Annotated in this window: 27 protein-coding genes and 1 pseudogene; 25 read left to right on the forward strand and 3 right to left on the reverse strand. The window is 50.6% G+C overall.

Features of this window, described 5'->3' with window-relative positions; genetic code table 11:
* The first annotated feature begins 61 nt into the window (after positions 1-61).
* The 5 genes from FIT99_RS05415 (at position 62) to trhO (ending at position 5,549) form a co-directional block, all read left to right on the forward strand.
* Positions 62-1,270, forward strand: coding sequence for a molybdopterin-binding domain-containing protein (locus FIT99_RS05415; RefSeq protein ID WP_140003359.1), 1,209 nt, complete (start codon positions 62-64; stop codon positions 1,268-1,270).
* Positions 1,267-2,931: a formylmethanofuran dehydrogenase subunit A gene (locus FIT99_RS05420; RefSeq protein ID WP_140003360.1), complete on the forward strand. Its 1,665-nt coding sequence runs from the start codon at positions 1,267-1,269 to the stop codon at positions 2,929-2,931. Before FIT99_RS05415 ends, FIT99_RS05420 begins: the two co-directional genes overlap by 4 nt.
* 2 nt (positions 2,932-2,933) lie before the next feature.
* Entirely contained in the window at positions 2,934-3,857 is a 924-nt protein-coding gene (fhcD, locus tag FIT99_RS05425) for a formylmethanofuran--tetrahydromethanopterin N-formyltransferase (protein ID WP_140003361.1), read from the forward strand.
* Positions 3,854-4,522, forward strand: a complete 669-nt coding sequence (locus tag FIT99_RS05430; RefSeq protein WP_140003362.1) for a GltB/FmdC/FwdC-like GXGXG domain-containing protein — start codon at positions 3,854-3,856, stop codon at positions 4,520-4,522. The genes fhcD and FIT99_RS05430 overlap by 4 nt, the downstream gene beginning before the upstream one ends.
* 109 nt (positions 4,523-4,631) lie before the next feature.
* Positions 4,632-5,549 (forward strand): oxygen-dependent tRNA uridine(34) hydroxylase TrhO, encoded by a 918-nt coding sequence (gene trhO, locus FIT99_RS05435; RefSeq protein ID WP_140003363.1) that lies wholly within the window; start codon positions 4,632-4,634, stop codon positions 5,547-5,549.
* A gap of 48 nt (positions 5,550-5,597) precedes the next feature.
* Here trhO and FIT99_RS05440 read toward each other — a convergent pair whose 3' ends face one another.
* Positions 5,598-6,581: an integron integrase gene (locus FIT99_RS05440; protein WP_140003364.1), complete on the reverse strand. Its 984-nt coding sequence runs from the start codon at positions 6,579-6,581 to the stop codon at positions 5,598-5,600.
* A gap of 189 nt (positions 6,582-6,770) precedes the next feature.
* Here FIT99_RS05440 and FIT99_RS05445 point away from each other — a divergent pair, with 189 nt between their 5' ends.
* The 10 genes and pseudogenes from FIT99_RS05445 to FIT99_RS12370 all read left to right on the forward strand — a co-directional run bounded on the left by FIT99_RS05445 (position 6,771) and on the right by FIT99_RS12370 (position 12,841).
* A complete protein-coding gene (locus FIT99_RS05445) occupies positions 6,771-7,415 on the forward strand; it encodes an FMN-binding negative transcriptional regulator (RefSeq protein WP_140003365.1) in 645 nt (214 codons plus the stop codon).
* 199 nt (positions 7,416-7,614) lie between these two features.
* Complete coding sequence (locus FIT99_RS05450; protein WP_140003366.1) at positions 7,615-7,947, forward strand: hypothetical protein; 333 nt, start codon at positions 7,615-7,617, stop codon at positions 7,945-7,947.
* 28 nt (positions 7,948-7,975) lie between these two features.
* A complete protein-coding gene (locus FIT99_RS05455) occupies positions 7,976-8,344 on the forward strand; it encodes a VOC family protein (RefSeq protein WP_140003367.1) in 369 nt (122 codons plus the stop codon).
* Positions 8,345-8,410: 66 nt separating this feature from the next.
* A pseudogene (locus tag FIT99_RS05460) lies at positions 8,411-8,839 on the forward strand (EamA family transporter).
* 200 nt (positions 8,840-9,039) lie between these two features.
* The gene (locus tag FIT99_RS05465) at positions 9,040-9,678 is read left to right on the forward strand and encodes a hypothetical protein (protein ID WP_223261294.1); all 639 of its coding nucleotides are present in this window, start codon (positions 9,040-9,042) and stop codon (positions 9,676-9,678) included.
* A 60-nt stretch (positions 9,679-9,738) separates the two neighbouring features.
* The gene (locus FIT99_RS05470) at positions 9,739-9,966 is read left to right on the forward strand and encodes a hypothetical protein (RefSeq protein ID WP_140003368.1); all 228 of its coding nucleotides are present in this window, start codon (positions 9,739-9,741) and stop codon (positions 9,964-9,966) included.
* A gap of 99 nt (positions 9,967-10,065) precedes the next feature.
* Complete coding sequence (locus FIT99_RS05475; RefSeq protein WP_223261295.1) at positions 10,066-11,343, forward strand: PQQ-dependent sugar dehydrogenase; 1,278 nt, start codon at positions 10,066-10,068, stop codon at positions 11,341-11,343.
* Positions 11,344-11,527: 184 nt separating this feature from the next.
* Entirely contained in the window at positions 11,528-11,917 is a 390-nt protein-coding gene (locus FIT99_RS05480; RefSeq protein ID WP_140003369.1) for a hypothetical protein, read from the forward strand.
* A gap of 101 nt (positions 11,918-12,018) precedes the next feature.
* Positions 12,019-12,345: a YnfA family protein gene (locus tag FIT99_RS05485; RefSeq protein WP_140003370.1), complete on the forward strand. Its 327-nt coding sequence runs from the start codon at positions 12,019-12,021 to the stop codon at positions 12,343-12,345.
* 76 nt (positions 12,346-12,421) lie between these two features.
* Complete coding sequence (locus FIT99_RS12370) at positions 12,422-12,841, forward strand: hypothetical protein (RefSeq protein WP_189524788.1); 420 nt, start codon at positions 12,422-12,424, stop codon at positions 12,839-12,841.
* 60 nt (positions 12,842-12,901) lie between these two features.
* Here FIT99_RS12370 and FIT99_RS05495 read toward each other — a convergent pair whose 3' ends face one another.
* Complete coding sequence (locus FIT99_RS05495; RefSeq protein ID WP_140003371.1) at positions 12,902-13,735, reverse strand: outer membrane protein assembly factor BamD; 834 nt, start codon at positions 13,733-13,735, stop codon at positions 12,902-12,904.
* A 47-nt stretch (positions 13,736-13,782) separates the two neighbouring features.
* Here FIT99_RS05495 and rluD point away from each other — a divergent pair, with 47 nt between their 5' ends.
* The 6 genes from rluD (at position 13,783) to rimO (ending at position 19,145) form a co-directional block, all read left to right on the forward strand.
* Entirely contained in the window at positions 13,783-14,892 is a 1,110-nt protein-coding gene (gene rluD, locus FIT99_RS05500; RefSeq protein ID WP_140003372.1) for a 23S rRNA pseudouridine(1911/1915/1917) synthase RluD, read from the forward strand.
* Entirely contained in the window at positions 14,892-15,620 is a 729-nt protein-coding gene (pgeF, locus tag FIT99_RS05505) for a peptidoglycan editing factor PgeF (protein ID WP_140003373.1), read from the forward strand. The genes rluD and pgeF overlap by 1 nt, the downstream gene beginning before the upstream one ends.
* A gap of 56 nt (positions 15,621-15,676) precedes the next feature.
* A complete protein-coding gene (locus FIT99_RS05510) occupies positions 15,677-16,348 on the forward strand; it encodes an HAD family hydrolase (RefSeq protein WP_140003374.1) in 672 nt (223 codons plus the stop codon).
* Positions 16,341-16,769 (forward strand): hypothetical protein, encoded by a 429-nt coding sequence (locus tag FIT99_RS05515; protein ID WP_140004660.1) that lies wholly within the window; start codon positions 16,341-16,343, stop codon positions 16,767-16,769. Before FIT99_RS05510 ends, FIT99_RS05515 begins: the two co-directional genes overlap by 8 nt.
* Positions 16,770-16,877: 108 nt before the next feature.
* Positions 16,878-17,798, forward strand: a complete 921-nt coding sequence (locus tag FIT99_RS05520) for a ZIP family metal transporter (RefSeq protein ID WP_140003375.1) — start codon at positions 16,878-16,880, stop codon at positions 17,796-17,798.
* A gap of 12 nt (positions 17,799-17,810) precedes the next feature.
* Positions 17,811-19,145 (forward strand): 30S ribosomal protein S12 methylthiotransferase RimO, encoded by a 1,335-nt coding sequence (rimO, locus tag FIT99_RS05525; RefSeq protein ID WP_140003376.1) that lies wholly within the window; start codon positions 17,811-17,813, stop codon positions 19,143-19,145.
* A 65-nt stretch (positions 19,146-19,210) separates the two neighbouring features.
* Here rimO and FIT99_RS05530 read toward each other — a convergent pair whose 3' ends face one another.
* Complete coding sequence (locus tag FIT99_RS05530; protein ID WP_140003377.1) at positions 19,211-19,537, reverse strand: hypothetical protein; 327 nt, start codon at positions 19,535-19,537, stop codon at positions 19,211-19,213.
* A gap of 126 nt (positions 19,538-19,663) precedes the next feature.
* On the opposite strand from FIT99_RS05530, the gene gltX reads away from it, so the two are divergent.
* From gltX to hflK, 4 genes are all read left to right on the forward strand, one after another.
* Positions 19,664-21,067, forward strand: a complete 1,404-nt coding sequence (gltX, locus tag FIT99_RS05535) for a glutamate--tRNA ligase (RefSeq protein WP_140003378.1) — start codon at positions 19,664-19,666, stop codon at positions 21,065-21,067.
* Between the two features lie 110 nt (positions 21,068-21,177).
* Positions 21,178-21,420: an RNA chaperone Hfq gene (gene hfq, locus FIT99_RS05540; protein ID WP_140003379.1), complete on the forward strand. Its 243-nt coding sequence runs from the start codon at positions 21,178-21,180 to the stop codon at positions 21,418-21,420.
* Between the two features lie 3 nt (positions 21,421-21,423).
* Positions 21,424-22,551 (forward strand): GTPase HflX, encoded by a 1,128-nt coding sequence (gene hflX, locus FIT99_RS05545; RefSeq protein ID WP_140003380.1) that lies wholly within the window; start codon positions 21,424-21,426, stop codon positions 22,549-22,551.
* A gap of 27 nt (positions 22,552-22,578) precedes the next feature.
* A complete protein-coding gene (gene hflK / locus FIT99_RS05550) occupies positions 22,579-23,769 on the forward strand; it encodes an FtsH protease activity modulator HflK (protein ID WP_140003381.1) in 1,191 nt (396 codons plus the stop codon).
* The last annotated feature ends 10 nt before the right edge of the window (positions 23,770-23,779 follow it).

Raw genomic sequence — 23,779 nt, forward strand, 5'->3', positions numbered from 1 at the left:
AACGATCACGTGGGTATTCATGATTGAATACGGACGCGCAAACCGAGAGACCTAATCAGCCATGAACATTCAACAAAACACGATGCATACATGCCCGGCTTGTGGCTTGCTTTGCGACGATATATCGAGCGAGGCTGTGTCTAGCCGACAGTTGTCGTGCGGTAAAGCTGCTGCGTTTTACGCGCGGGTGACCACTGGCGTCACGCCGCAAGTGGGTGGACGCGCGGCCTCATTGGCCGAGGCGGTCACCGCAGCCGCAAATATTTTAAAACAATCCAAAGCACCGCTAGTGGCTGGTAGTAGCACCGATGTGCACGGCGCACGTGCTCTGGTGGGTTTGTCGCACCGCACTCATGCTGGGATGACGCATCTGAATGCAAGCAGCACGTTGCGCAACATGAAGGTTTTGCAGCACAAGGGTTGGCAAACCACCACGCTGACTGAAGTTCGCAACCGTGCCGATGTCATTTTGATGATTGGCACGGATGTGGTGAGTCACAATGCCCGTTTTTTCGAGCGGGTGGTGTGGGTGCCTGAGGCGATGTTTACCGCACCGTCAGCGCGCAAAATTATTTATCTAGGCGGTGATCAATTAGACACCACTCCCGGCATCTCCCCGGAAGGGGTAGCGCCGCAAGTGATTGATTGTGCAACTGCACAGCTGCCGGCGGTGGTTTCGTGCTTGCGTGCACTGGTCATGAATAAGCCGCTTTCCGCTGCGGCGGTTGCGGGCGTGCCTATAGATCAATTGCGTGCATTGGCTGAGATCCTCAAGGCGGCTAAATACGCCACCTTGGTCTGGGTCTCTAAAGATTTAGACTACGATCATGCAGACCTCACCATTGAAAATATCACTGAAACGGTGGTTGCACTTAATCAAAAAAGCAGAGCCATGGGCTTGTCGCTAGGTGGCAGTGATGGCGATACCAGTGTGAACTATGCGCATACTTGGTTAAATGGCGTGATTATTGATGCCCCGGCCTGGGAGAGTCACGATACCGTGGTTTGGGTCAACAGTTACAGCCCACAAGCCATGCCGCCTGCGGGCACGCAACCTGTGATTGTGTTAGGCGCGCCAGATAGCACGTTTGATGCGGCGCCTGCAGTGTTTATTCCCGTGGCAACCCCTGGCCTTGATTGCGCTGGCCAACAATTTCGCGTCGATGGCTCAGTCACCTTGCCGTTAACAGCGGTCAAGCCTGCGGATGCGCCAACGCTGTCGCAAGTGATTGCGATGATAGAAGCAGAATTAGAAGGAGCGTCGGCATGATTACATTACTCAAAAATGCCAAAGTGATTGATCCCGCGCATGGCAAAGATGGTGTTAAGCAAGATATTTACATCCGCGATGGCCGCATCATCGCTAAGCCAGCCGAGAGCGAAAAAATCGGTCAAGTGTATGACTTGAACGGCAAAATTGTCATGGCAGGCGCCATTGATATGCATAGCCACATCGGCGGCGGCAAAGTCAATATTGCGCGCATGCTACTGCCTGAATATCAAGCAATGCGTCAACTAGAAGAGCCTGAGGCCCATATTTGCGGCGCAAATTGTAGTCATCTGGCCACACCGAATACCACTGATACCGGCATGCGCTACATCGAGATGGGCTATACCGCTGCGTTTGAACCGGCGGTGCTTGCCGTGAATGCGCGTCAGGCGCACATGGAAATGGGCGATACGCCCATGATCGACAAAGGTGGTTACGCCATGCTGGGTAATGATGATTACCTGCTGCGTTTGCTCAGCCAGAATGCCGATCAAAAAACCATCAATGATTATGTTGCATGGACACTGCACGCGACACAAACCATCGGCATCAAAGTGGTCAATCCGGGCGGGATATCTGCCTTTAAGTTTAACGAGCGTCGTCAGGACTTGGATCAACAGCACGCGTTCTATCAGATCACCCCACGTCGCATTTTGCAGGCCCTGAGTCGTGCCGTGCATGACATAGGCATTGCCAAGCCGCTGCATGTGCATTGCAACAATCTCGGTGTGGCGGGTAACTTTCAAACCACCCTTGACACCATGGGCGCCAGTGATGGATTGCCGATGCACCTGACCCATATTCAGTTTCATAGCTATGGTACAGAAGGGGACAAGAAGTTTTCTTCAGCCGCGGCAAATATTGCCGAAGCCATTAACAAAAACAAGCACATCACGGCCGATGTCGGGCAAATTTTATTTGGGCAAACGGTGACCGCCTCTGGTGACAACATGATGCAGCACTTGAATGCCAAGGTTGCCAACCCGAAAAAATCGGTGATTATGGACATAGAGTGCGATGCCGGTTGCGGGGTTGTCCCGTTCAAATATCGCGATGAAAACTATGTGAATGCCTTGCAGTGGGCCATTGGTCTAGAAGTATTTTTAAGTGTAGAGGACCCATGGCGGGTATTTCTAACCACGGATCACCCCAATGGGGCCCCCTTTACCAGCTATCCACACTTGATTCGCTTGCTGATGGATAAAACCTTCCGCAACGATGCATTTGATAAGCTCAACCTGGATGCGCAAGCAATGAGTAACCTCAAAGCGCTCAATCGCGAATACAGCTTGTATGAAATCGCGACCATGACACGGGCCGCACCAGCCAAACTGATCGGTTTGCATGATCGAGGACATTTAGGCGTGGGCGCCGCGGCGGATATTACTGTCTACACCGAGCAAGCCGACAAAGAAGCGATGTTTGCGAAACCGGATTTGGTATTTAAGGACGGTGAACTGGTGGTGAAGGAGGGTAAAGTCATTAAAGTGGTGTGGGGAGCAACGCATACGGCCAAACCGGCATTTGATCTTGGGGTTGAAAAAGAGATCAAGCAGTATTTTGACCGCTATCACACCATGCAGATGGATCACTTTAAAATTTCGAATGACCACATTGCGGAAGATGGCCGCAATCATGTCATTAACCATACGCAGGGGTAATTATGGTCATCAACGGGGTAGACATTGACGATACTTTTGCCGAAGCATTTAATATGCGCGGCACACGTATCTTGATTACCGCGCAAAATTTGCGCTGGGCCTACAATGCAGCAAATGCCATGACGGGTTTTGCCACCAGCGTGATTGGCTGTGGGGTTGAAGCGGGCATTGAACGGGAGCTGACAGAAGACGAGACACCTGATGGTCGTCCCGGCTTAAGTGTGCTGATGTTTGCCATGGGCAGTAAGGTGCTTATGCAACAGCTCGAAACGCGTATGGGCCAGTGCATCTTAACCTGTCCCACCGCGGCAGCCTTTGCTGGTATTGAATCCGAAGACATGATCAGCCTCGGCAAACATTTACGGTTTTTTGGAGATGGTCATCAGGTATCCAAACAGATTCCTGACGCGAACGGTAAGCGCAAGCGTTATTGGCGCATTCCTGTCATGGATGGCGAATTTTTAACCGAGGAAACCACCGGCATGGTGCGCGCGATCGGCGGCGGTAACTTTCTGGTGTTGGGCGCCAGTCAGGCGCAAGTGTTGACCGCTTGCGAGGCGGCCATTGATGCCATGCGTCAACACCCGAATGTGATTATGCCTTTTCCGGGGGGCGTCGTGCGCTCGGGCTCTAAAGTCGGCAGTAAATATCCTAAAATGTTTGCCAGTACCAATGACGCGTTTTGCCCAACCCTCAAAGGCGTGGTTAAAAGCGAACTCGATCCCCGCGTAGAGAGCGTGATGGAAATTGTGGTCAATGGCCTGAGCTTCGAAGACATTGCTGTGTCAATGAAGGCCGGGATTGAAGCGGCCTGTGGACTGGGTAAGGACAATGGCATATTGCGCATTTCAGCCGGTAACTACGGCGGAAAACTGGGGCAACATCATTTTAAGTTGCGTCCGATCTTAAGTGGAGAGGTCAAATGAGCCACATTACACTGTCAGCCAAAGCGGTGACACGTCACGTCGATTGCCGGTCGCTGGTGCCAAACTTGCTCTCGGACAAATCGATGGCTGAGATTGCTGCCATGCGATTGGCCGCCGATCTGACCGTGGCGGATGTATTTGAGGTGAGCGTCGAAGCAGACGAAGCGCACACCATCACTTTTTTAAACACCACCAGCGCGCATCAATACATCGGTTTTGCCATGACAGCAGGTCAAATCATTGTGGCTGGAGATGCTGGGGATTATTTAGGGGCACAATTACAAAATGGTGTGCTGATTTGTAAAGGCAACGCTGGGGCACGGGCGGGTGATCGAATGCGACGTGGCATGCTGCTGATTGAAGGTAATGTCGGCGAATATTGCGCCTCAGACATGATGGCTGGCACCTTAGGCGTGCTCGGTAACACGGGCGCATACCTTGGCTATGGCATGAAACGCGGCACGTTGTTGCTCGCGCAAGCGCCGGCCGCACAAGCTACCTGGATAGACTGCGGTTTGCATAAGTTGCCTTTTTTAAATATTTTGTACAAATCGTTTAAACGCCTAGACAGCCGCTTTACCCAAATCAATAGCCAGCGCGTGCAACGCTTGGTAGGCGATATGGGCGGCTTAGGCAAAGCAGAAATGCTGGTGATCCAGCCTTAAGCCAATTCAGCGGTATTGACCGATCAACGGGCCTTGTGCCCGTTTTTCTTTTTGCATCATAGGGTTAGAGTGGTAAAATCGCGCTTTTGAAATTTAACCTGTTTTGACAATGAGCCAATACCTAACCGCTGCCCTCTATAAATTTGTCCCCTTGCATGACTATCAAGCACTGCAACAACCGATTTTGCAGGCATGCCAGCAACACCAAATCAAAGGCACCCTGCTGCTGGCAAAAGAGGGCATCAACGGGACAATTGCCGGGGCGCCAGATGCAATTCGGGCAGTATTAGCCTATTTGCGATCTGATCCACGTCTGGTCGACCTCGAACACAAAGAGTCCTGGGCAGATAGCCACCCGTTTTACCGCATGAAGGTCAAACTGAAAAAAGAAATCGTCACCATGGGCGTGCCTGAGGTAGACCCTAATTTAGTGGTGGGGACCTACGTCAAGCCTGAAGATTGGAATGCCATTATTTCTGACCCAGAAGTGATTGTGCTCGATACGCGTAATGACTACGAAGTGCATATTGGGACGTTTAAAGGTGCATTAGATCCTAAAACCACGACCTTCCGAGAGTTTCCGCAATACGTGGCTGAAAACCTCGATAAAACCAAGCACAAAAAAGTCGCCATGTTCTGTACGGGGGGTATCCGCTGTGAAAAAGCGTCCTCCTACATGAAGCAACAAGGGTTTGAAGAGGTCTACCACCTGCAGGGCGGCATTCTAAAATATCTCGAAACGGTGCCTAAAGAACAAAGCCTGTGGCAAGGCGAGTGTTTTGTGTTTGACCAGCGCGTTGCAGTCAAACACGGCCTCGAAGTAGGCGACCATGATCAATGCTACGCCTGCCGCATGCCACTTACCCCCGAAGAAATGCAGAGTGAACAGTATGAAGCGGGCATTTCTTGCCCTTATTGCTATGACAAATTATCTGCCGAGAAAAAAGAGTCGTTGCGTGAGCGGCAAAAACAGGTGAAGTTAGCCAGAATGCGCGGGCAACAACACATTGGTGAACAGAATCAGTAAGTGCGAAATTCACTGATCATAAAACGCCATCAAAAGATTATTTGCACCTTAAATGACATCTAAAGGGCTGGCCACGCCTCGGCCGCCCGTCATCACCACCTTGGTATACAGTAGCGTGGTGCTTTCATCAGCATGCCCCATCAGTTGTTGCACCGTCTTGAGCGCTTGCCCACCTTGCAATAAGTGTGCTGCAAAGCTGTGACGCAGCACATTTGGCGACACCTGTTTGTGGATGCGCGCGTGTTCCGCCGCTTTTTTAATTGCCCGTTGCAGCGGTTTTTCATCGGCATGGTGGCGATAAACCGCGCCGGATGTCTGCACCACCGATAGCCTGCTCGCTGGGAACACATACTGCCAAGCCCAATCCTTGCCAGACGTGGCTTGTTTTTTGACCAAAGCTGGAGGCATCCATACCTCCCCCAAGCCTTTGGATAAGTCATCTCGAAATAAGGCCTCTACTGCTTGCAGATGCAACTGCAAGGGGTTGACCAAGCTCGAAGCCAGCAGGGTGATTCGATTTTTATAACCCTGTTCGTCGCGGACCAAAATCTCCAATCGTGAGAAATCAATATCCGCAACCCGCAAACGCAAGCATTCCATCACTTTTAAGCCGCTCCCGTAAAGCAAACTGGCCATCAGCCATCGCGCGCCATCCAGCCCTGAGAGAATGGCTTGCACTTCTTGTGGACTCAAGACCACCGGCAAACGCTTCTGTGCCTTGACTTTTGACATATTCTCGAGCGCCGGCAATCGCTGCCCAAGCACTTCATCATATAAAAAATGCAGGGCGCTCTTCGCTTGATTTTGTGTGCTAGCGGCCACGGTTTTTTCGATGGCTAAATGCGTTAAAAAATCCTCCACCTCAGCCACCCCCATCTCACGCGGGTGCCGCTTGCCATGATGCAGAATGTATCGTTTAATCCACTGAATGTAGGCTTCTTCAGTGCGCTGGCTGTAATTCAGCGTACGCAAGCGGTCAACAATCAAGGGAAACAACTTAATAGGCTGTTTCACTTCAGGTGTGTATGCCATAGAAAAAGCCTTTTATTGAGGTGTAATATAAAATGACTAACCATTGATTTTATTATCATAAATCATTTTTATAAGTTTATAGCGCATAGCCTAAATAAATTTTATGATCGTTTTTTGTTTCATCAGCGATCCCTAGAGCGAGTGGCATAACCGCCAACTTTCATTCAATCTAACCGAGTCAAACCCACCATGTATGTACCCACCCATTTTGCAGAGTCAAACATCGATGTGCTACATCAGTTAATGCGGGCACATCCTTTTGCGACCTTGATTACGATGTCTTCTGCAGGGATTAACGCCAATCATGTTCCCTTGCACTTGATCCCAGAGGCAGGGCAGTACGGGGCATTGCAGGGGCATGTCGCGCGCGCAAACCCTGTGTGGAGCGATCTCGTCCACGAGGTGGAGGCGTTGGTGATTTTTCAAGGCCCAGATGCCTATATCAGCCCATCCTGGTATCCAACAAAACAAATAGACGGCAAAGTGGTCCCCACGTGGAATTACATCACCGTGCATGCTTACGGCACATTGCGGGTGATTGATGATCCAGCATGGGTAAAAAATCAACTCGAGTCACTGACTACGCAACTGGAGGCATCGTTTGAAAAGCCTTGGGCCATTGCTGATGCGCCGATGGCGTTCACCGACAACATGATCAACGCGATTGTGGGCGTTGAAATATTGATTACAAAACTTGTCGGCAAATGGAAGCTGAGCCAGAACCAACCTGCATTGAATCAAGCGGGGGTGGTGCAAGGCTTACAGTCGCTCAAGCAGTCAGAGGCCACTGAACTGGCAAGCGCGGTTGAAAAAGCACATAAAAAGGCCCGCTAACATCGTATTTAAGTCTGTTTAGCTAGATTGCATTTGCTTGACTAGATTTGCGCGACCAAATGACGCTCGTTTTGCCAAGGATTAACATTCAAACGCCATCGGGCATGGCGCGTTGATCGTGGCAGGATTGCTAGACGCCCGAAACATTAGGCTTTACCATGGGCCACTATCTTTTGATGCCCAATAAGAAAGGTCTTGTGTGGCTATTCAGTTTTTACCTATTCTTAAGGCGGTGGCACCTTACATCGCCCAAGTCGCCACTGCGGCGATCCCCGCTTTTACTTCAAAACCCGAGGCTGCCAAAGTGGATCCCTTGCTAACGCGGCAGATTGAGGAGTTGCAGGCAGCAACCATTCAAAATGCAGAGTCTATTCATCTATTAGCAGAAAAAATGCAGTTGGCGATTCAGGCCTTAGAGCAAGCGGGCGGGGAGGCGAAGCGGCAAGTCGCCACGTATAAAACCATGCTTTTTTTTGCGCTCGGTTTGGCCATGCTCACCGCAATGGCCTGCGTTTATTTATTGATGCGATAGTGAAGGGTGTTCAGGGAGCGTTGCAAGTATGTCAAATTTAAGTGTCACGGAAATTAAGGCATTTGTTCCAGCAAAACAGTTTGCGTTATCCAGGCAGTTTTATCTCGATCTTGGCTTTAGTCTGGCGTCAGAAGGCGGCGGTGTTGCTTACTTTCATATTGGGGATGCTAGCTTTTTATTACAGGATTTTTGTGCGGATAACCTTGCCGAAAATTTTATGATGCATTTGCTGGTGCAAGATGTGGATGCCTGGTGGCAGCAGATAACGCAAAGCGGCATTGTTGAAAAATACGGCGTCAAACTGTCGCCGATCCAGCTGCAGCCGTGGGGGATGCGCGATTTTTGTATCGCCGATCCGTCAGGGGTGTTGTGGCGCATTGGTCAAAATGTCGATTAACCTGCCGTTGTATGTGCTGTTTTTGTCGTGCTGACATGATCGATTGGGCGAGCGAGGATGCGTGAGATGGCGAGTTATTGGTTATGGTGGGCACTCCTGTCTGCCAGTTTTGCTGCATTGACAGCGATTTTGGCCAAAGTGGGGATGCAAGGGCTGGATACCGATTTTGCCACGCTGATCCGAACCTTATGCATTACGCTGGTGTTAGTGCCGTTTGTTTGGCTGACCGGCAAATGGCGTAATCCATTCACTTTGCCGCCACGTGCATTGCTATTTCTGGGTTTGTCTGCCTTGGCGACTGGGGCTTCTTGACTGTGTTATTTTCGCGCCTTACAACTGGGTGATGCTTCTAAAGTGGCGCCGGTCGATAAACTCAGTCTGGTGCTGGTCGCAGTGTTTGCAGGCCTGTTTTTGGGTGAACGCTTAAACAGTCGTGAATGGTTAGCCCTCGCCTTGGTGGTCATCGGGGTGGTTTTAGTAGCGATAAAACGTTAATTGCGCCTGAGTCCGATAGCTCAATGTGGCTATTGCAACGCGAACAAATTCGGTTATAAATGAGGTTGACCTAGTCCACGCGGCCCTTCAGGGGCTTTTTTATTCAGCGCGGGTGGTTGGCAACACCAATGCCATGGTCATGAAATGACACTTGTTTCAATGCATAGCCTGTTTTTATGCGCAAGGATGGTAAACCGAAGATGTTAGACCGAAGCCTGTTCAATCGTTATGTTTTGCTCGCCGGCCTGATCGCATGCCTAGTGGGCTGTTGCGGCACCGTGCCCAGCACGATCACGCAGCCCCCGGCTGTGAAATCAAAATCAGCATCCAATGCGGCTTTGCATGTGATTGGTGTGCATCAAGGCCCACGCGGCCGCAGTATGGATCAGCGCGTAAATTTGGCGCAGTGCCAGGCTTTGCGCAATCAAGCGAAGCAGGCGCAATTGTTATCTCCTGACGCTTGTTTGGCGGATGTGCATCAAGCATACGATGCACGCACCATTACTGTGAATATCACGGACGATTCACAGCCGATTATTTTAGGTTTAATGGCCTATGAGGCCGTTAACTGGCAGATCTCTACCACACCGGGCGTGGTGATTGAGAGGGTGATTGTGGCCGGATATCATCAACCGCAGGTGCAGGGGGTCGGCGATGTGCAGGTTGACGTGTATAGTTATGACAACAGCCCGTGTCCGCGTTGTGTCCAAAAAGGGCGCTTTTTTTATGCTTATGAGCGGGTACCGCTTGAAATGGAACTGGCGGCGGGTGTTAGGGCGAGTTCATTTCAAGGGAATTACACCGGTGGTAGCTATCAAATATTTAAAGGCATGCAATAACGTAAGCCGTCATCTGTTGGCGGCTGATCTTTGGGTTGTTGTAGGGTCAGGGGGTCGCGTATGTTGCGTGCGTTAATGGCAGCGTTGGCGATCTTGCACCTTGGGCCGGGCTTCGCTTTTTTGGTGGTTGCATTTGCTTGTGAAGATTCGTTTTCATACTTTCAATCTGCTTGTCAGCAAGACGCATTTAGCGCATTTGTCCGATTGACTTTCATGGCCTGGGCGGCTTTAATAACTGGGTTGATGGTAAAAATAATAGTTACAAAATACATTAATAAAATTAATTAATTAACTGATTTATATATAAAAATTATAAAATTATTTTAGTTTAAAAAACTTTTTATAGATGGGGGACTCGTAAAATTAAAACGTGAATGGAGTCTTGTTTTGTATGATCTCAATCAGCGATGGCCCATCGCTTCTAACCTATCTGGCTTATTGAGAGCCATTCGAGTAGGGTGTCTAACCGCAGTTTTATCCGTCCAGACATTCGCCGCAAGTGATGATGTGGTGCCTAAATTATTGCTCTCCGGTAGCGACGCGGCAGCGGTTGAAAAAGCCCCTGAACCTGCCCGAATTAGCTCGGTATTTGGCACGCAACCGCTCAAAGAATATAAATTACCTTTTGAGGACCAATATCCCACCGGACCTTTCGAGCGTTTGGACAAAAAGCTGTTTTTATTTATCAGCAAGTGTGGCGAGGTATTTTTCGTGCGCCACAACGAGGCCATGGAGCTGGTGAAACCTGGTAAGTCTTTGGCAAAGTATATCCCCGGTAGCGAGACCTCGGCCGATGAGAGTAGTAGTAAGCAACTGGTCTATTGCCGAGAGTTGTCTGGTGTCAAAGATTCGTTATTGGTCGGCAAGACACTTTATGTAGCATATACCGCCTGGGACGAGGCCAGCAACGGCGTGCGACTGGCGGTGAGTGAGTTTGAGGTCGACATCGAAAATAGCGAAGTCAGTTTTAACCGCGAGATTTATATCAGCCGTCCGGCAATCAAAGAGCCTATTTTGGGCCATCAGGTGGGCGGCAAACTGGCGCTGGGTGAGAATGAGCGCACCCTGTATTTGAGCATCGGTGATTTTTCTAAGCCTGACCGCGTGCAAGATAAAACGACCTCATTAGGCAAAGTGGTGCGGGTGGATCTGCAACGCCTCAATGCGGAAGTGTACGCTTCAGGGTTTCGCTCACCTTCGGGTGGCTTGTATTTTGACCGTGAAAGCAATGAGTTGTGGCTCACGGATCATGGCCCGCGTGGGGGTGACGAAATTAACTTGGTGAAACGTGGTAAAAACTATGGCTGGCCGGTGGTCAGTTATGGCACCATTTATGAGCGCGATGGGATGAGTGGCTACTATGGCAATAAGTTTAACAGCCATGAGGGCCATGAAAAGCCCATGATGACTTTTGTACCTTCGATTGGCATCGGTCCGCTGGTGAAATATCCCTCTAGCGGGCGTAATGACTTTTGGGACAATGACTTGTTTGTGGCGGGCATGGGCAATACCACCTTGTATCGCGTGCGCAAAGAGGGCACAACCCTGGTTTATGCTGAGCCCGTACTCAGTGGCTATCGCATCCGAGCTATTCAGATAGATCAAAACGGCACCTTTTATTTGAAGACCGACCATAATCAGCTGTTGATTTCCGAGCAAGAGTAACCATGTTGTCTATCACGCATGTTGTGATGCGTTGGGCACGAGGTTAATCACTTCACTGAAAGCGTTTTTTAAAACATAGAGACAGGGCGCCAATAAATGACGATGTGGGTATTTGGAAACACAAGGAAAAAGAATCTCCTTACGACTGACCGCGCGTCGTTTGCCACGATTGCGCAGGTGGGCGATGCCTATTAGTTTTCGTGCGGCATCTCTGCTTGTCGGATTGACCGGTGCTGCAATCGCCATTGGCTTCGAGTGGTATGCAGCCACCGGCTGGCTGTTTTTAACCGAGCGCACAGGCCTATTGATTACCCTCTGGACAATGCTGCCGTATGTGATGATGTCGCTTGGGGGCTATTTTTTTCATCGACGTGATATTCAAAAGCATTGGCTGAGTTTTTGTGCATTTGAGGTGCTGGTGGTTGCCTGGATCTATTTACAGACCATTGTGATTTATCCCGATCCGCAAGGCGCTTTAATCTTTTTATTTTTGCCTTTGTTGCAAGCGGGCCTGAATCTGGCGGTAGGGGTGGTTTTTTACTACCTGCAATACCGAAGTGATCAACAGCATTGATTGCGTCTATGAATTCCCCCACTAAAAGTAGATGTTCGCCAAGAATTGGAGGGCTCACATCCAAACCATCCCAAACAGGATGGCTGCAATAGGAGTCGTCTTTGATTAAAACTTTATTTTTATTTGTGTTGACTGCGCTGGCAGAGATTATCGGTTGTTATTTGCCCTATCTTTGGCTGAGAGAGGGGAAGAGTGCTTGGCTGTTACTGCCAGCAGCGATCAGTTTGGCGCTGTTCGCCTGGTTGTTGAGCCTGCATCCAACCGCTGCCGGTCGAGTGTATGCCGCTTATGGGGGCGTTTATATTGGTGTTGCTATTGTCTGGTTATGGCTGGTTGAGGGCGTCCGTCCCTCGGGCTGGGACATGCTAGGCACCGCGGTTGCGATGCTAGGCATGGCGATCATTATGTTTGCACCAAGGCCCGTATGAGCGTGCTCAAAGACCAAGGTGCCTCAGGTGGTGTTTAACATGCGTGGTATGCAACCGAATCCAGCGGAAGTGAGCCATGCGCCTGCTAACTAAGCTCATGCGCTACGGCTGGGCAGCTCCCACTAGCCTGTTGGGATTACTGATGGCCACCATCTTGCTGATCACCGGTGGCCGCGCAACGCGTGTTCAAGGCGTGCTTGAGGTCTCCGGTGGCTGGTTGGCCAATCGAATCACGCATTTAAGTGGCTTTGCAGCGCTCACCTTAGGCCATGTCGTGCTCGGTCATAGCGCAGATTGTCTGCAGCATTTGCGGCTGCACGAACACGTGCATGTGCGCCAGGCCGAACGGTGGGGCATATTTTTTGTGCCAGCCTATGTGCTCGCGGCATTATGGCAAATCCTACGTGGCAGACACGCTTACAGAGATCACCCGTTTGAGCAAGAAGCGTTCGCGGCTGAGTCTGCGCAATGCTCGAAGGATGCGCATTCAAGCTAAATAGTCACCAATAAAAAACGCCAGTCAAACTGGCGTTTTTGTTGTTCATGCTAAAACAGATTAATACAAGCTTTCCCAAAATTTCCACCAGATTTTTTCATCTTCGTTAATTTTGCCGCTGATCATCGGGTTTTCAGGGTAGTTGGTTTTCAGGATACGCAGGGTATCATTTTTGAGGTCCGTCAGATCCATGGCGTCATAGGCGCTCACCATGGTGACCAGCGCATCTTCAACCGAACTCGAATTGGGATAGGTTTCTAGCACGTAGCGTGTGCGGTTAAGCGCGGCGACATAAGCCTTGCGTTGCATGTAGTAGCGTGCGACGTGCATCTCGTGCATGGCCAATGTGTTCACCAGATAAATCATGCGTTGGGTGGCATCTTTGGCGTAACGGCTATTCGGAAAACGCTCGACCAGCTCTTTAAACGCATTAAATGACACACGCAATGTTTTGGGATCGCGGTCATTAATCTCTTGTTTAGTGTACTTTTCGATAATGCCGCGCTCATTAAAGGTGGCTAACCCTTTTAAGTAATAAGCATAGTCAAGGTTTGGATGGTTAGGATGTAGCTTAATAAAGCGATCAACGGCAGCCAGGCACAGCACTGGCTCTGATTTTTTAAAGTAGGCGTAGGCCACTTCTAGCTGTGATTGCGTGGCATACACGCCATGCGGATAGCGCGCCTCTAGCTTCTTAAAGTAGTCGATGGCTTTGTCAAAGTTTTTATCTACCATCTTCTCTTGCCCCGCGGCATACAAGCGCTGCTCAGCCCAGCCTTTGGTTTCATCGGGCGGGTTTGGGTTGCCGAAAATGGCGCAAGCACTCAAAGCCAACGCAGTGATTAAAATAAAAGCACGCGTGAACAGGGTGTTAAGCGGTAAAATGCGAGGCATGTTGTTTAATGTTGTTTTATTTAAGGAAACGCAGGGCATTATAACTGATGCTGTTTGAAAATATGAAAGAAAGCGCCTCATTACATCTGGTCGTTCCTAGCAATCTCGGCGGGCAACGTCTTGATCTGGCTTTGCAGCAAATGTTACCAGACCACTCTCGCAGCCGCTTGCAGGCATGGATTAAAGAGGGGCTGGTGATGCTAGATGGCAAAGCGCCGACTGCTAAAACCAAAGTTTGGGGGGGGGAGCAGCTAGTGGTGAACCCGCCGCAAAACGCACAAGAAAACGCGTTCGCGCCAGAAGATATTCCGCTGGACGTGGTGTATGAAGACGACACGCTGATTATTATCAATAAGCCTGCTGGTTTGGTCGTACATCCGGCTGCTGGCAATTGGAGTGGCACCTTGCTCAATGCCTTGCTGTTTCATTGGCCATTGCTCAAAGATGTGCCGCGCGCGGGGATCGTGCACAGGTTAGATAAAGATACCAGCGGTTTATTAGTGGTGGCCAAAACGCTAGAAGCACAAACAAGCCTAGTGCGCCAGTTACAAGCACGCACGGTGAAACGAGAGTACCGTGCGATTGTGTGGGGGCAATTATGGCGTAACGGCAAGGTGGATCAGCCGGTGGGGCGTCATCCACATCATCGCACCAAGATGGCGGTGATCCGCCGTGGTCGTCCCGCCGTCACCCACTATGAGATTCTTGAACGCTTTGGCACCAATACCTATCTGCGTTGCAACCTCGAAACAGGCCGCACACACCAAATTCGGGTCCATTTGCAGTATTTGAATGCGCCGATGGTGGGTGACCCAATGTACGGCATCGGCAACATCATTCCGCATAAAATCATGACCCCAGAGCTACGTGAGGTGATTGGCAATTTCAAACGGCAGGCCTTGCATGCCATTAAATTGGGGTTGATCCATCCGGTGACGAATGCGCCGATGGAGTGGCAGATTGACTTGGCGGATGATATGCGTGAGTTGCTGGAAGCCATGCGTGTCGTCAAACCGGTGGAAGAGCTACCGCCACTGCCTGACTTTAATGTGGATGAAAATGGCTTGTATGTGGGTGAAGACGATGATGATTGGGACGACGATTTAGACGATGACGCCGCGCTAGAGGATGAAGACTGGGCAGATGTGGATGAGTGATGGCCAGCATTCCTTTCATCACGCCTGATTGGCAGGCACCTGCCAATGTGCAGGCCTTGCAAACGACCCGCCATGGTGGGGTGAGTGGCGGCGTCTATGCCAGTCTGAACCTGGGCGATCACGTGAAAGATCTGCCGCAACACGTCGCGGCAAACCGTCAATTATTGAGTCCTGAGTTGCCTAGTGAGCCGGTTTGGCTCAATCAGGTGCATGGCACACGTGTGATTGATGCAGCGCAAGCCACTTGCCTGGAATCCGCCGATGCAAGCTTTACCTGCCGCCAGCGGGTGGTCTGTGTGACGATGACGGCAGACTGTCTGCCCATTTTGCTCTGCGATCAAGCAGGCACCACGGTTGCTGCCATTCATGCAGGTTGGCGTAGCCTGTGTGATGGGGTGATTGAAGCCACGCTGGGCGCGATGCCTGTGCAAGCTTCTCAGATCATGGCGTGGCTTGGCCCAGCCATTGGCCCGGAGGCATTTGAGGTGGGGGCAGAGGTCAGAGCGCAGTTTATGGCCCAAGATGTGCAGGCCGCCACCGCTTTTAAAGCGCACGGCGATAAATGGCTGGGCGATTTATACGCCTTGGCCGGGCAGCGCTTACGGGCGCTGGGCGTAACAGAGATATCCGGCGGTGGGCGCTGCACTTATCAAGAGTCAGACACTTTTTTTAGTTATAGACGCGACGGCGATACGGGACGCATGGCAACATTCATCTGGCTAGACTAAAGTGCTCAACAGCGGCATAACTAAAAAAATAATTCTTATGACCTCATCATTCGACCATGAAAAAACATTTAATCTTTGATTTAGACGGCACCCTGATTGATTCTGCCGCCAGTATTCTGCAATGTTTTGCGTTGGCTTTCAGCTCAACGGGCACCCCGTTGTTAATGCCGCTGACCCCTGACGTGATTGGCCCTCCGCTGATGGAAACGCTCAAACGGTTATCTGGTCAGCAGGATGACACGCTATTAAAGACACTGGCTGAGGCGTTTAAGCACCATTACGACAATACGGGTTACTTGCAGTCTGTGGTGTTTAAGGGTGTACCGGCCATGCTGCAACAACTCAACGACCAAGGCTATGCTTGTTATATCGCTACCAATAAACGGTTTTTTCCCACAGAAAAAATCATTGCGCATTTGGGTTGGCAACCTTTGTTTAAGGGCGTGTATGCCTTAGATTTTTTTAAACCAGCGGTCTCAACCAAAGCCGAGATGATTGCTCGGGTAGTGAAGGATCATGCCTTGCCAGTCGCCGAATGTGTCTATATCGGAGACCGCCTCGAAGACGGTCAGTCAGCGGATGCCAACCATATGGCGTTCACACTGGTGAGTTGGGGTTATGCGGGCGATGTGGGCCTGCGCGCGCCGCATTGGCATGTGTGTGCGGATGTCGACGCTTTGCCCACTGTGATCGCAACGCTGGCAGAAAAAACCGCACATGATGATTAAGCGATTGCGTACGCGCCGGCACCCGGCCAGACCAACAAACACCGCTGCCCTAGAGACTGCCAGTAATAGTACTTGGCCACAGATGCTTTTGTGGGCCATTGGCCTCGCGGCACTGATAGCAATCGGCGTGTTTTTGGGGTGGGATACCCGCGTGTTGGCTGGCGTCGCCGTGCTGGTGGGGCTGGTTTCCGGATTGTTTGTCTGGATGCTGGGACTCATCGCAGTGGTGCCTTTGATCGGCCCACTGATCGTCAAGGTCTTGAGTTTTAGCTTTATTTGGTTACTCAACGCCTTGGGGTACTTAGTCTCTTACGTGGCGATCCGCAGGGGGTATTCGCGTGATGTGTTGACTTATCGTGGCCTAACGATGGCTTTGTTAATCGGCATTGTGATTGGCTATGTGGTGGCGCAATTCATCTAGCGCAATTTGTCGCAGCATCATCGATGTCTTAAGAGGGTAACTGTTTGTTTATGCTTTGTTTTTTTGATAACTCACGTATAATGCGCGCCTTTCCGCCATAAACAACGCATGACGCCTTTGACCACATTGCTCTCAAACATTTCGCCGCTCACCGGCATGATACTGGCCTGTTTGTTAGGGGGTGTCCTCAGTGTGTGTGTGGCGGCACTGTTCGCGCTTAATGCCAAAAAGAATTTAATTCCGTTGTTGGTGAGTTATGCCATTGGCGCTTTGTTGGCAGCGGTGTTTCTTGAAATTTTGCCGCATGCGATTGAAACCAGCCTCAATATAGAGGCGATGACCGCCACCATGTTATTCGGCATATTGCTGTTTTTTACGCTTGAAAAGCTCGTGCTCTGGCGGCACTGCCACGGTGAGCATTGCGAAATGCACGCCATGCATGACGAAGCACATTGCCCAGAATTGCATCCGCAACAACAGTCGAGCAAAAAACCGCAGGGCGCGATTAAATTTAAACTACCCCAAGTCGCCCCGGCGCAGGTCGTGGGCCATCACCACCACGCGCATAGCCATGATGGTGGTCGCAGTGGCATGATGATTATGGTGGGGGACACCTTTCATAATTTTGTCGATGGGATTCTGATTTGTGCCGCATTTATGGTGGATATGCAGGTCGGGTTAGTCACGGCGCTAGCGATTATTGCCCATGAAATTCCGCAAGAAGTTGGGGATTTTCTGATCTTGCTACATTCTGGTTATAGCAAGAAAAAAGCGTTTTTATTTAATATTTTTTCGAGCCTTGCCACGCTGGTAGGCGGCTTGATTGCCTATGGTGCGCTCAATTTTGTACAACATTGGGTGCCTTATATCTTAAGCCTAGCCGCGGCCAGCATGTTGTATGTGGCGGTGGCTGATTTGATTCCGGGCTTGCACAAACGCACCGCCATGCGCGATACCTTGAGTCAGATATTTTTAATTATATTAGGGGTGGCGTCTGTCGCCCTCACCAAATGGTTGGTAGAAGGTTAAGAGAGAATCATTATGCAAAGTTCGCCTAAAGTCGGTTTTGTCTCACTGGGCTGCCCAAAAGCGGGGTCAGATTCCGAGCGTATTTTGACTCAACTGCGCGCCGAGGGTTATGAAATCAGCAACAGTTATGAGCAGTCAGATCTGGTGGTGGTGAATACCTGTGGCTTTATTGATTCTGCGGTGCAGGAGTCCCTGGATGCGATTGGGGAAGCGCTAAACAAAAACGGCAAAGTGATTGTGACGGGTTGTTTGGGGGCAAAAAAAGACGTCGTCACCGGCGCGCACCCGAGTGTGCTGGCGGTGACCGGGCCGCATGCGCTAGAGGAGGTGATGGGCCACGTGCATACGTACTTGCCTAAACCGCATGATCCTTATACTGATCTGGTGCCGCCACAAGGGATTCGCCTGACCCCCAATCATTACGCCTACCTCAAAATTTCCGAGGGGTGTAACCACCGTTGTAGCTTTTGCATTATTCCAAGTATGCGCGGCGATCTGGTCAGCCGTCCGATTGGCGATGTATTAAATGAGGCAGAGCGTCTGGTCAACGCGGGTGTTTCGGAAATTTTAGTCATTTCGCAAGATACGTCTGCGTATGGCGTAGACATGAAGTTTCGCAAGGGTTTTTGGAACGGGCGGCCGGTGAGAACGCACATGACCGAGCTTAGTCAAGCATTAGGCGAGCTGGGTGTATGGGTGCGTTTGCATTATGTGTACCCTTATCCGCATGTCGATGACGTGATTCCGCTGATGGCGGAAGGCGCGATTTTGCCTTATCTGGATGTGCCATTGCAGCACGCCAGTCCTCGTATTCTTAAGTCTATGAAGCGGCCTGCCAGCAGCGAAAATAATTTGGCCCGCATCAAGGCTTGGCGCGATATTTGTCCTGACATTACGATCCGCAGTACCTTTATTGTTGGCTTCCCCGGCGAAACTGAGGATGACTTTAAGATGTTGCTCGACTTCATGGAAGAAGCACAACTAGACCGCGTCGGTTGTTTTGCTTATTCAGCTGTCGATGGCGCAGTTGCCAATGGCTTGCCTGACCAAGTGCCAGAAGCGCTCAAACAGGAGCGTTTAAGCCGTTTTATGGAGGTGCAGGAGCGGATCAGCGCTGCCAAAGTGGCTGCTAAAATTGGTAGCCTGCAAACGGTATTGGTCGATGAGCTTACTGAGGACGAGGATGGCAATGTGATTGCCATCGCGCGTACCAAAGGAGACGCGCCTGAAATTGATGGCATCGTTTATTTGCAGGATGCAGAAGGTTTGAACCCGGGGGATTTTGTTGATGTGCAAATTGTTGATGCACAGGGCCATGACTTGATTGGCGCACCGCCAGAGGCTTAATTGGCCACTGTTAAAAAAAATGCCGCAGACGCGGCATTTTTTTATCTAGCGCTGCTGCTGATGGCTCAAGCTGCAATTGCGGGTCGTTCGCAATCGGCACGCTCGGCAAATACGTCCAATGTAAACGGGCAACGCTTCAGTTTGTTTTGCGCCGATTTCTTTTTGTGAGTTGGTTGCAGGTTGACATAGGGGGTCTGGCTTAGCCGAACATAACCAGATTGCAGCAACTTGGTCGCGGTCGTTTCAAATTGGCTCAATGGATTGTCCATGTTTTGCAGCGTAATGCCTAGTTTGTGCACCGCCAACACATGGTAAATCGCGCCGGTTTTACCCGTTGCATCCGGCTTGCCATAAAGCTCACCAACGTGAATTTGAATAGAATCTTGCTGCATATTGGCATCATAGCGTGTTTGCGCGTCGGCTTCAATTGCCAGTCAAATCAGGTGGTGCCGCAAGCAGAGCGGGCAGGAGAGGGGGTGACATGTTAAAATACGCACTTGTGTTTTTAGAGAGTCATTATGCAAGTTGTTAAAACCCGTTTCGCGCCGAGTCCTACCGGATATCTGCATATTGGTGGCGCCAGAACCGCCTTGTTTTCATGGGCTTATGCCAAGCGACATGGTGGCAAGTTCATTTTACGCATTGAAGATACCGATGTGGCGCGCTCGACCCCCGAAGCGGTACAGGCGATTGTGGACGGCATGGCTTGGTTGCAACTGGATCATGATGAAGGCCCGTTTTACCAGATGCAGCGCATGGAGACTTATAAAAAAGTGATCCAGAAAATGCTCGATGACGGCCATGCTTATTATTGCTACTGCAGTAAAGAAGAGCTGGATGCCTTGCGCGAGGCGCAAATGCAGCAAGGGCTGAAGCCGCGTTACGATGGCCGCTGGCGCCCTGAGCCAGGCAAAGAATTGCCTGCGGTGCCTGTCGATATTCCTCCAGTGGTTCGCTTTAAAAACCCGACAGCGGGCCTGGTGGCTTGGGATGATATGGTGAAAGGCCGCATTGAGATTGCGAATGCAGAGTTAGATGACTTAATTATTGCGCGTGCCGATGGCACCCCAACCTATAACTTCTGCGTGGTGGTTGACGATTGGGAAATGGGCGTGACCCAAGTGATTCGGGGCGATGATCACGTCAACAACACGCCTCGACAGATTAATATGCTACAAGCGCTAGGGGCGCAGGTCCCGCAGTATGCGCATCTTTCGATGATTCTGGGCGATGATGGCCAGAAATTATCTAAGCGCCATGGTGCCGTGAGCGTGATGCAGTACCACGAAGATGGTTATCTGCGCGAGGCCGTGTTGAATTACTTGGCGCGTTTGGGCTGGTCGCATGGCGATGATGAAGTTTTTAGCATGGATCAGTTTTGTGCGTGGTTTGATCTTGATCACATTACGCCATCTGCAGCGCAGTTCAATACCGAAAAACTCAACTGGTTGAATGCTCACTATATTAAGACGCTCCCGCTTGCCCAGATCGCAGATGAAGTGCGTCCACGTTTAGCGGCGTTGGGGGTGGTGGACACGCAGGTGCCAGACCTCTTTGCTGTGCTCAACCTATACCGCGAACGTAGTAATAATTTGAATCAGCTGGCCAAAGACATTGCGTTCTTTTACCAAATGCCTGCGATCAATGCGGCGGATGTGGAAAAACATATTCAGCCAGAAACCGCCGATACTATCGAAAGTTTTTTGGCTAAGGTTCAAGATTCAAGCTGGACTGCCGATAGCTTACACGATGCGCTCAATCAGGTCGTGACGGAGCAACAGATTAAATTCCCCAAACTAGCCATGCCATTACGGGTCGCTTTGATCGGCATTGCACAGTCGCCCAGCATTGATCAAGTGATGTCGTTGTTGGGTAAAGAGGTCTGTATTGAGCGGATTCGCGCATTATTTCCAAAAAAATAAAGCGCGGGGATTGAAATTGGAACAAATTAGTACAATCATAGTCTTTAAGTGGGATTGGTGTTCAAGAGAATAAAACTCCAATACGATTAAAACAAACAAGGAGCAACGTAATGAATAACAAAGGCCAAATGCTGCAAGACCCTTTCTTGAACGCTTTGAGAAAAGAGCACGTTCAAGTGTCAATCTATCTCGTCAATGGCATCAAGTTACAAGGCCAAGTCGATTCATTCGACCAATACGTCATTTTATTAAAAAATACCGTGACGCAAATGGTCTACAAACACGCCATTTCAACCATTGTTCCCGCGCGTCCAGTCAGTTTGGCGCCGCACGACACCGCACAAGAATCTTAATGCATGTTTGATAGACCAAGCGGCGGAGATGCCGTCGTTTTAGTCAGTGTCGATTTCGGCGACTCAGACTATGATGAAAGCTTGCATGAACTCCGCCACCTCGCCGGCACCGCTGGCCTGAACATTTCTGCGACGCTGGAAGGCAAGCGTCAAGCTCCCGACCCCAAGCATTTTATTGGTTCCGGTAAAGCGGACGAGCTCAAACGATTAATGGCGGTCCACGACAGCAAGGTTGCTGCCTTTAACCATGATTTGAGCCCCTCGCAGCAACGCAACCTCGAAAAATTGCTTGAAGCCCGCGTGGTGGATCGTACTGGTCTGATTCTGGACATTTTTGCCCAACGTGCGCAATCGCATGAGGGTAAATTGCAGGTCGAATTAGCGCAACTAGAGCATTTGTCTACGCGCTTGGTCAGAGGCTGGACACACTTAGAGCGCCAAAAAGGCGGCATCGGTGTGCGCGGCGGCCCGGGCGAAACACAACTTGAACTTGACCGGCGCATGTTGCGCGTGCGCGTCAAACAGTTGCGTGAAAAGTTAGATAAATTGAAGCAACAGCGTGGCATGCAACGTCGAGCACGTAAGCGGTCAAATTTAATGACCGTTTCGCTGGTGGGTTACACAAACGCCGGCAAATCGACTTTATTTAATCGCCTCACGCATTCAGGCGTGTATGCCGCAGATCAGTTATTTGCAACGTTGGATACAACTTCGCGCAAAATGCATTTGCCTGAGGGTTATCCGGTCGTATTGTCAGACACGGTGGGCTTTATTAAGCACTTGCCAACGACGCTGATTGAGGCGTTTGGGGCGACCTTGGAAGAGGCTGCGCAAGCAGATTTGCTGTTGCATGTGGTTGATGTGGCCAGCCCGAATCGCGATGCACAAGTCGAACAAGTGAATATTGTTTTGAACGAAATTGGTGCCGCGCGTGTGCCACAAATCCTGGTGTTGAACCAGATTGATCGCATGGCAATGGCGCCCGCAATTGACCGCGATGAGTATGGTAACATCCGTACTGTTCGCGTCTCGGCTAAAGACGGTACTGGCATTGAGGACCTGCGCCAGGCACTGTTAGAGCATCAGCAATACTTGAAAAAACTGAGCACTGAAGAGCGTGCTTATGTCTAAAAGATCAAAAAAATACGGAGTACTAGCATGAGAAAATTCCCCGGCTTTTGGAATAAGAACAACGAAGGCCCGCCTGACCTCGATGAAGTGTTCAAAGATTTGAATCAAAAGCTGAATCGTTTGTTTGGCGGCAAAGGCGGTTCGGGTGCGCCACGTGGCACTTCGCCTGCACCGCAACCATTACCCGTCGCACCTATTTTGGGCATCGTCGCCCTGATCTGGCTGGGCTCAGGCTTTTATATTGTGGACCAAGGTTCGCGAGGCGTGGTGTTGCGTTTCGGCCAGCATGTTGAAACAACCATGCCTGGCCCGCGCTGGCACTTACCATTCCCGATTGAATCGATTGAAAACGTTAACTTAGAGCAAGTTCGCACAATCGAAATGGGTTACCGTTCTTTTGAGGGCGAAACCGCACGTAGTAAAGAGTTGCGCGAATCGCTGATGCTCACGGACGATGAAAATATTATCGATTTGCAGGTGGCGGTGCAATACAACCTGAAGTCAGTTGAAGATTACCAATTCAGTAATCGTTCTACCGAAGAGAGCGTGCGCGGCGTGGCTGAAACTGCGATTCGTGAAATTGTCGGTAAGAGCAAAATGGACTTTGTGCTGTATGAGGGCCGTGATGACGTGGCCGCTAGAGCTAAAAAACTGATGCAGGACATGCTAGACAGGTACAAGTCCGGCATCAACGTGGTCAACGTGACGATGCAAAACGCGCAGCCACCGGAGCAGGTGCAAGCTGCCTTTGATGATGCGGTGAAAGCCAAGCAGGATCTTGAGCGTCAGAAAAACGAGGGCCAGGCATATGCCAATGATGTGATCCCGAAAGCGCGAGGGACGGCTTCGCGTCTGACCGAAGAGGCAGCGGGTTACAAGCTGCGAGTTGAAAATGAAGCCAAGGGTAATGCAGATCGCTTCGAGCAAGTGCTGACGCAGTACAACAAAGCGCCTGAAGTCACCCGTCAGCGTTTGTATCTGGATGCGCAAGAGCATGTGTTATCCAATACCAGCAAAGTATTGGTTGATCAGAAGGGTAGCAATAGCCTGTTGTACTTGCCACTAGACAAATTGATGACCATAAGTGGTGCTCCTGGCAACGCAGCGACAGCTCCCGCGGCGACCACTGAAAAGCCTGCGCAGGAGCCGCAAGCGGATTCAAGTACCCTAGATCGCTCACGCGATGCCATGAGAACCCGTGATCGCGAATATCGCTAGATTGCCCTGA

The sequence above is a fragment of the Methylophilus medardicus genome (assembly GCF_006363955.1).
Taxonomy (GTDB): Bacteria; Pseudomonadota; Gammaproteobacteria; order Burkholderiales; family Methylophilaceae; genus Methylophilus; species Methylophilus medardensis.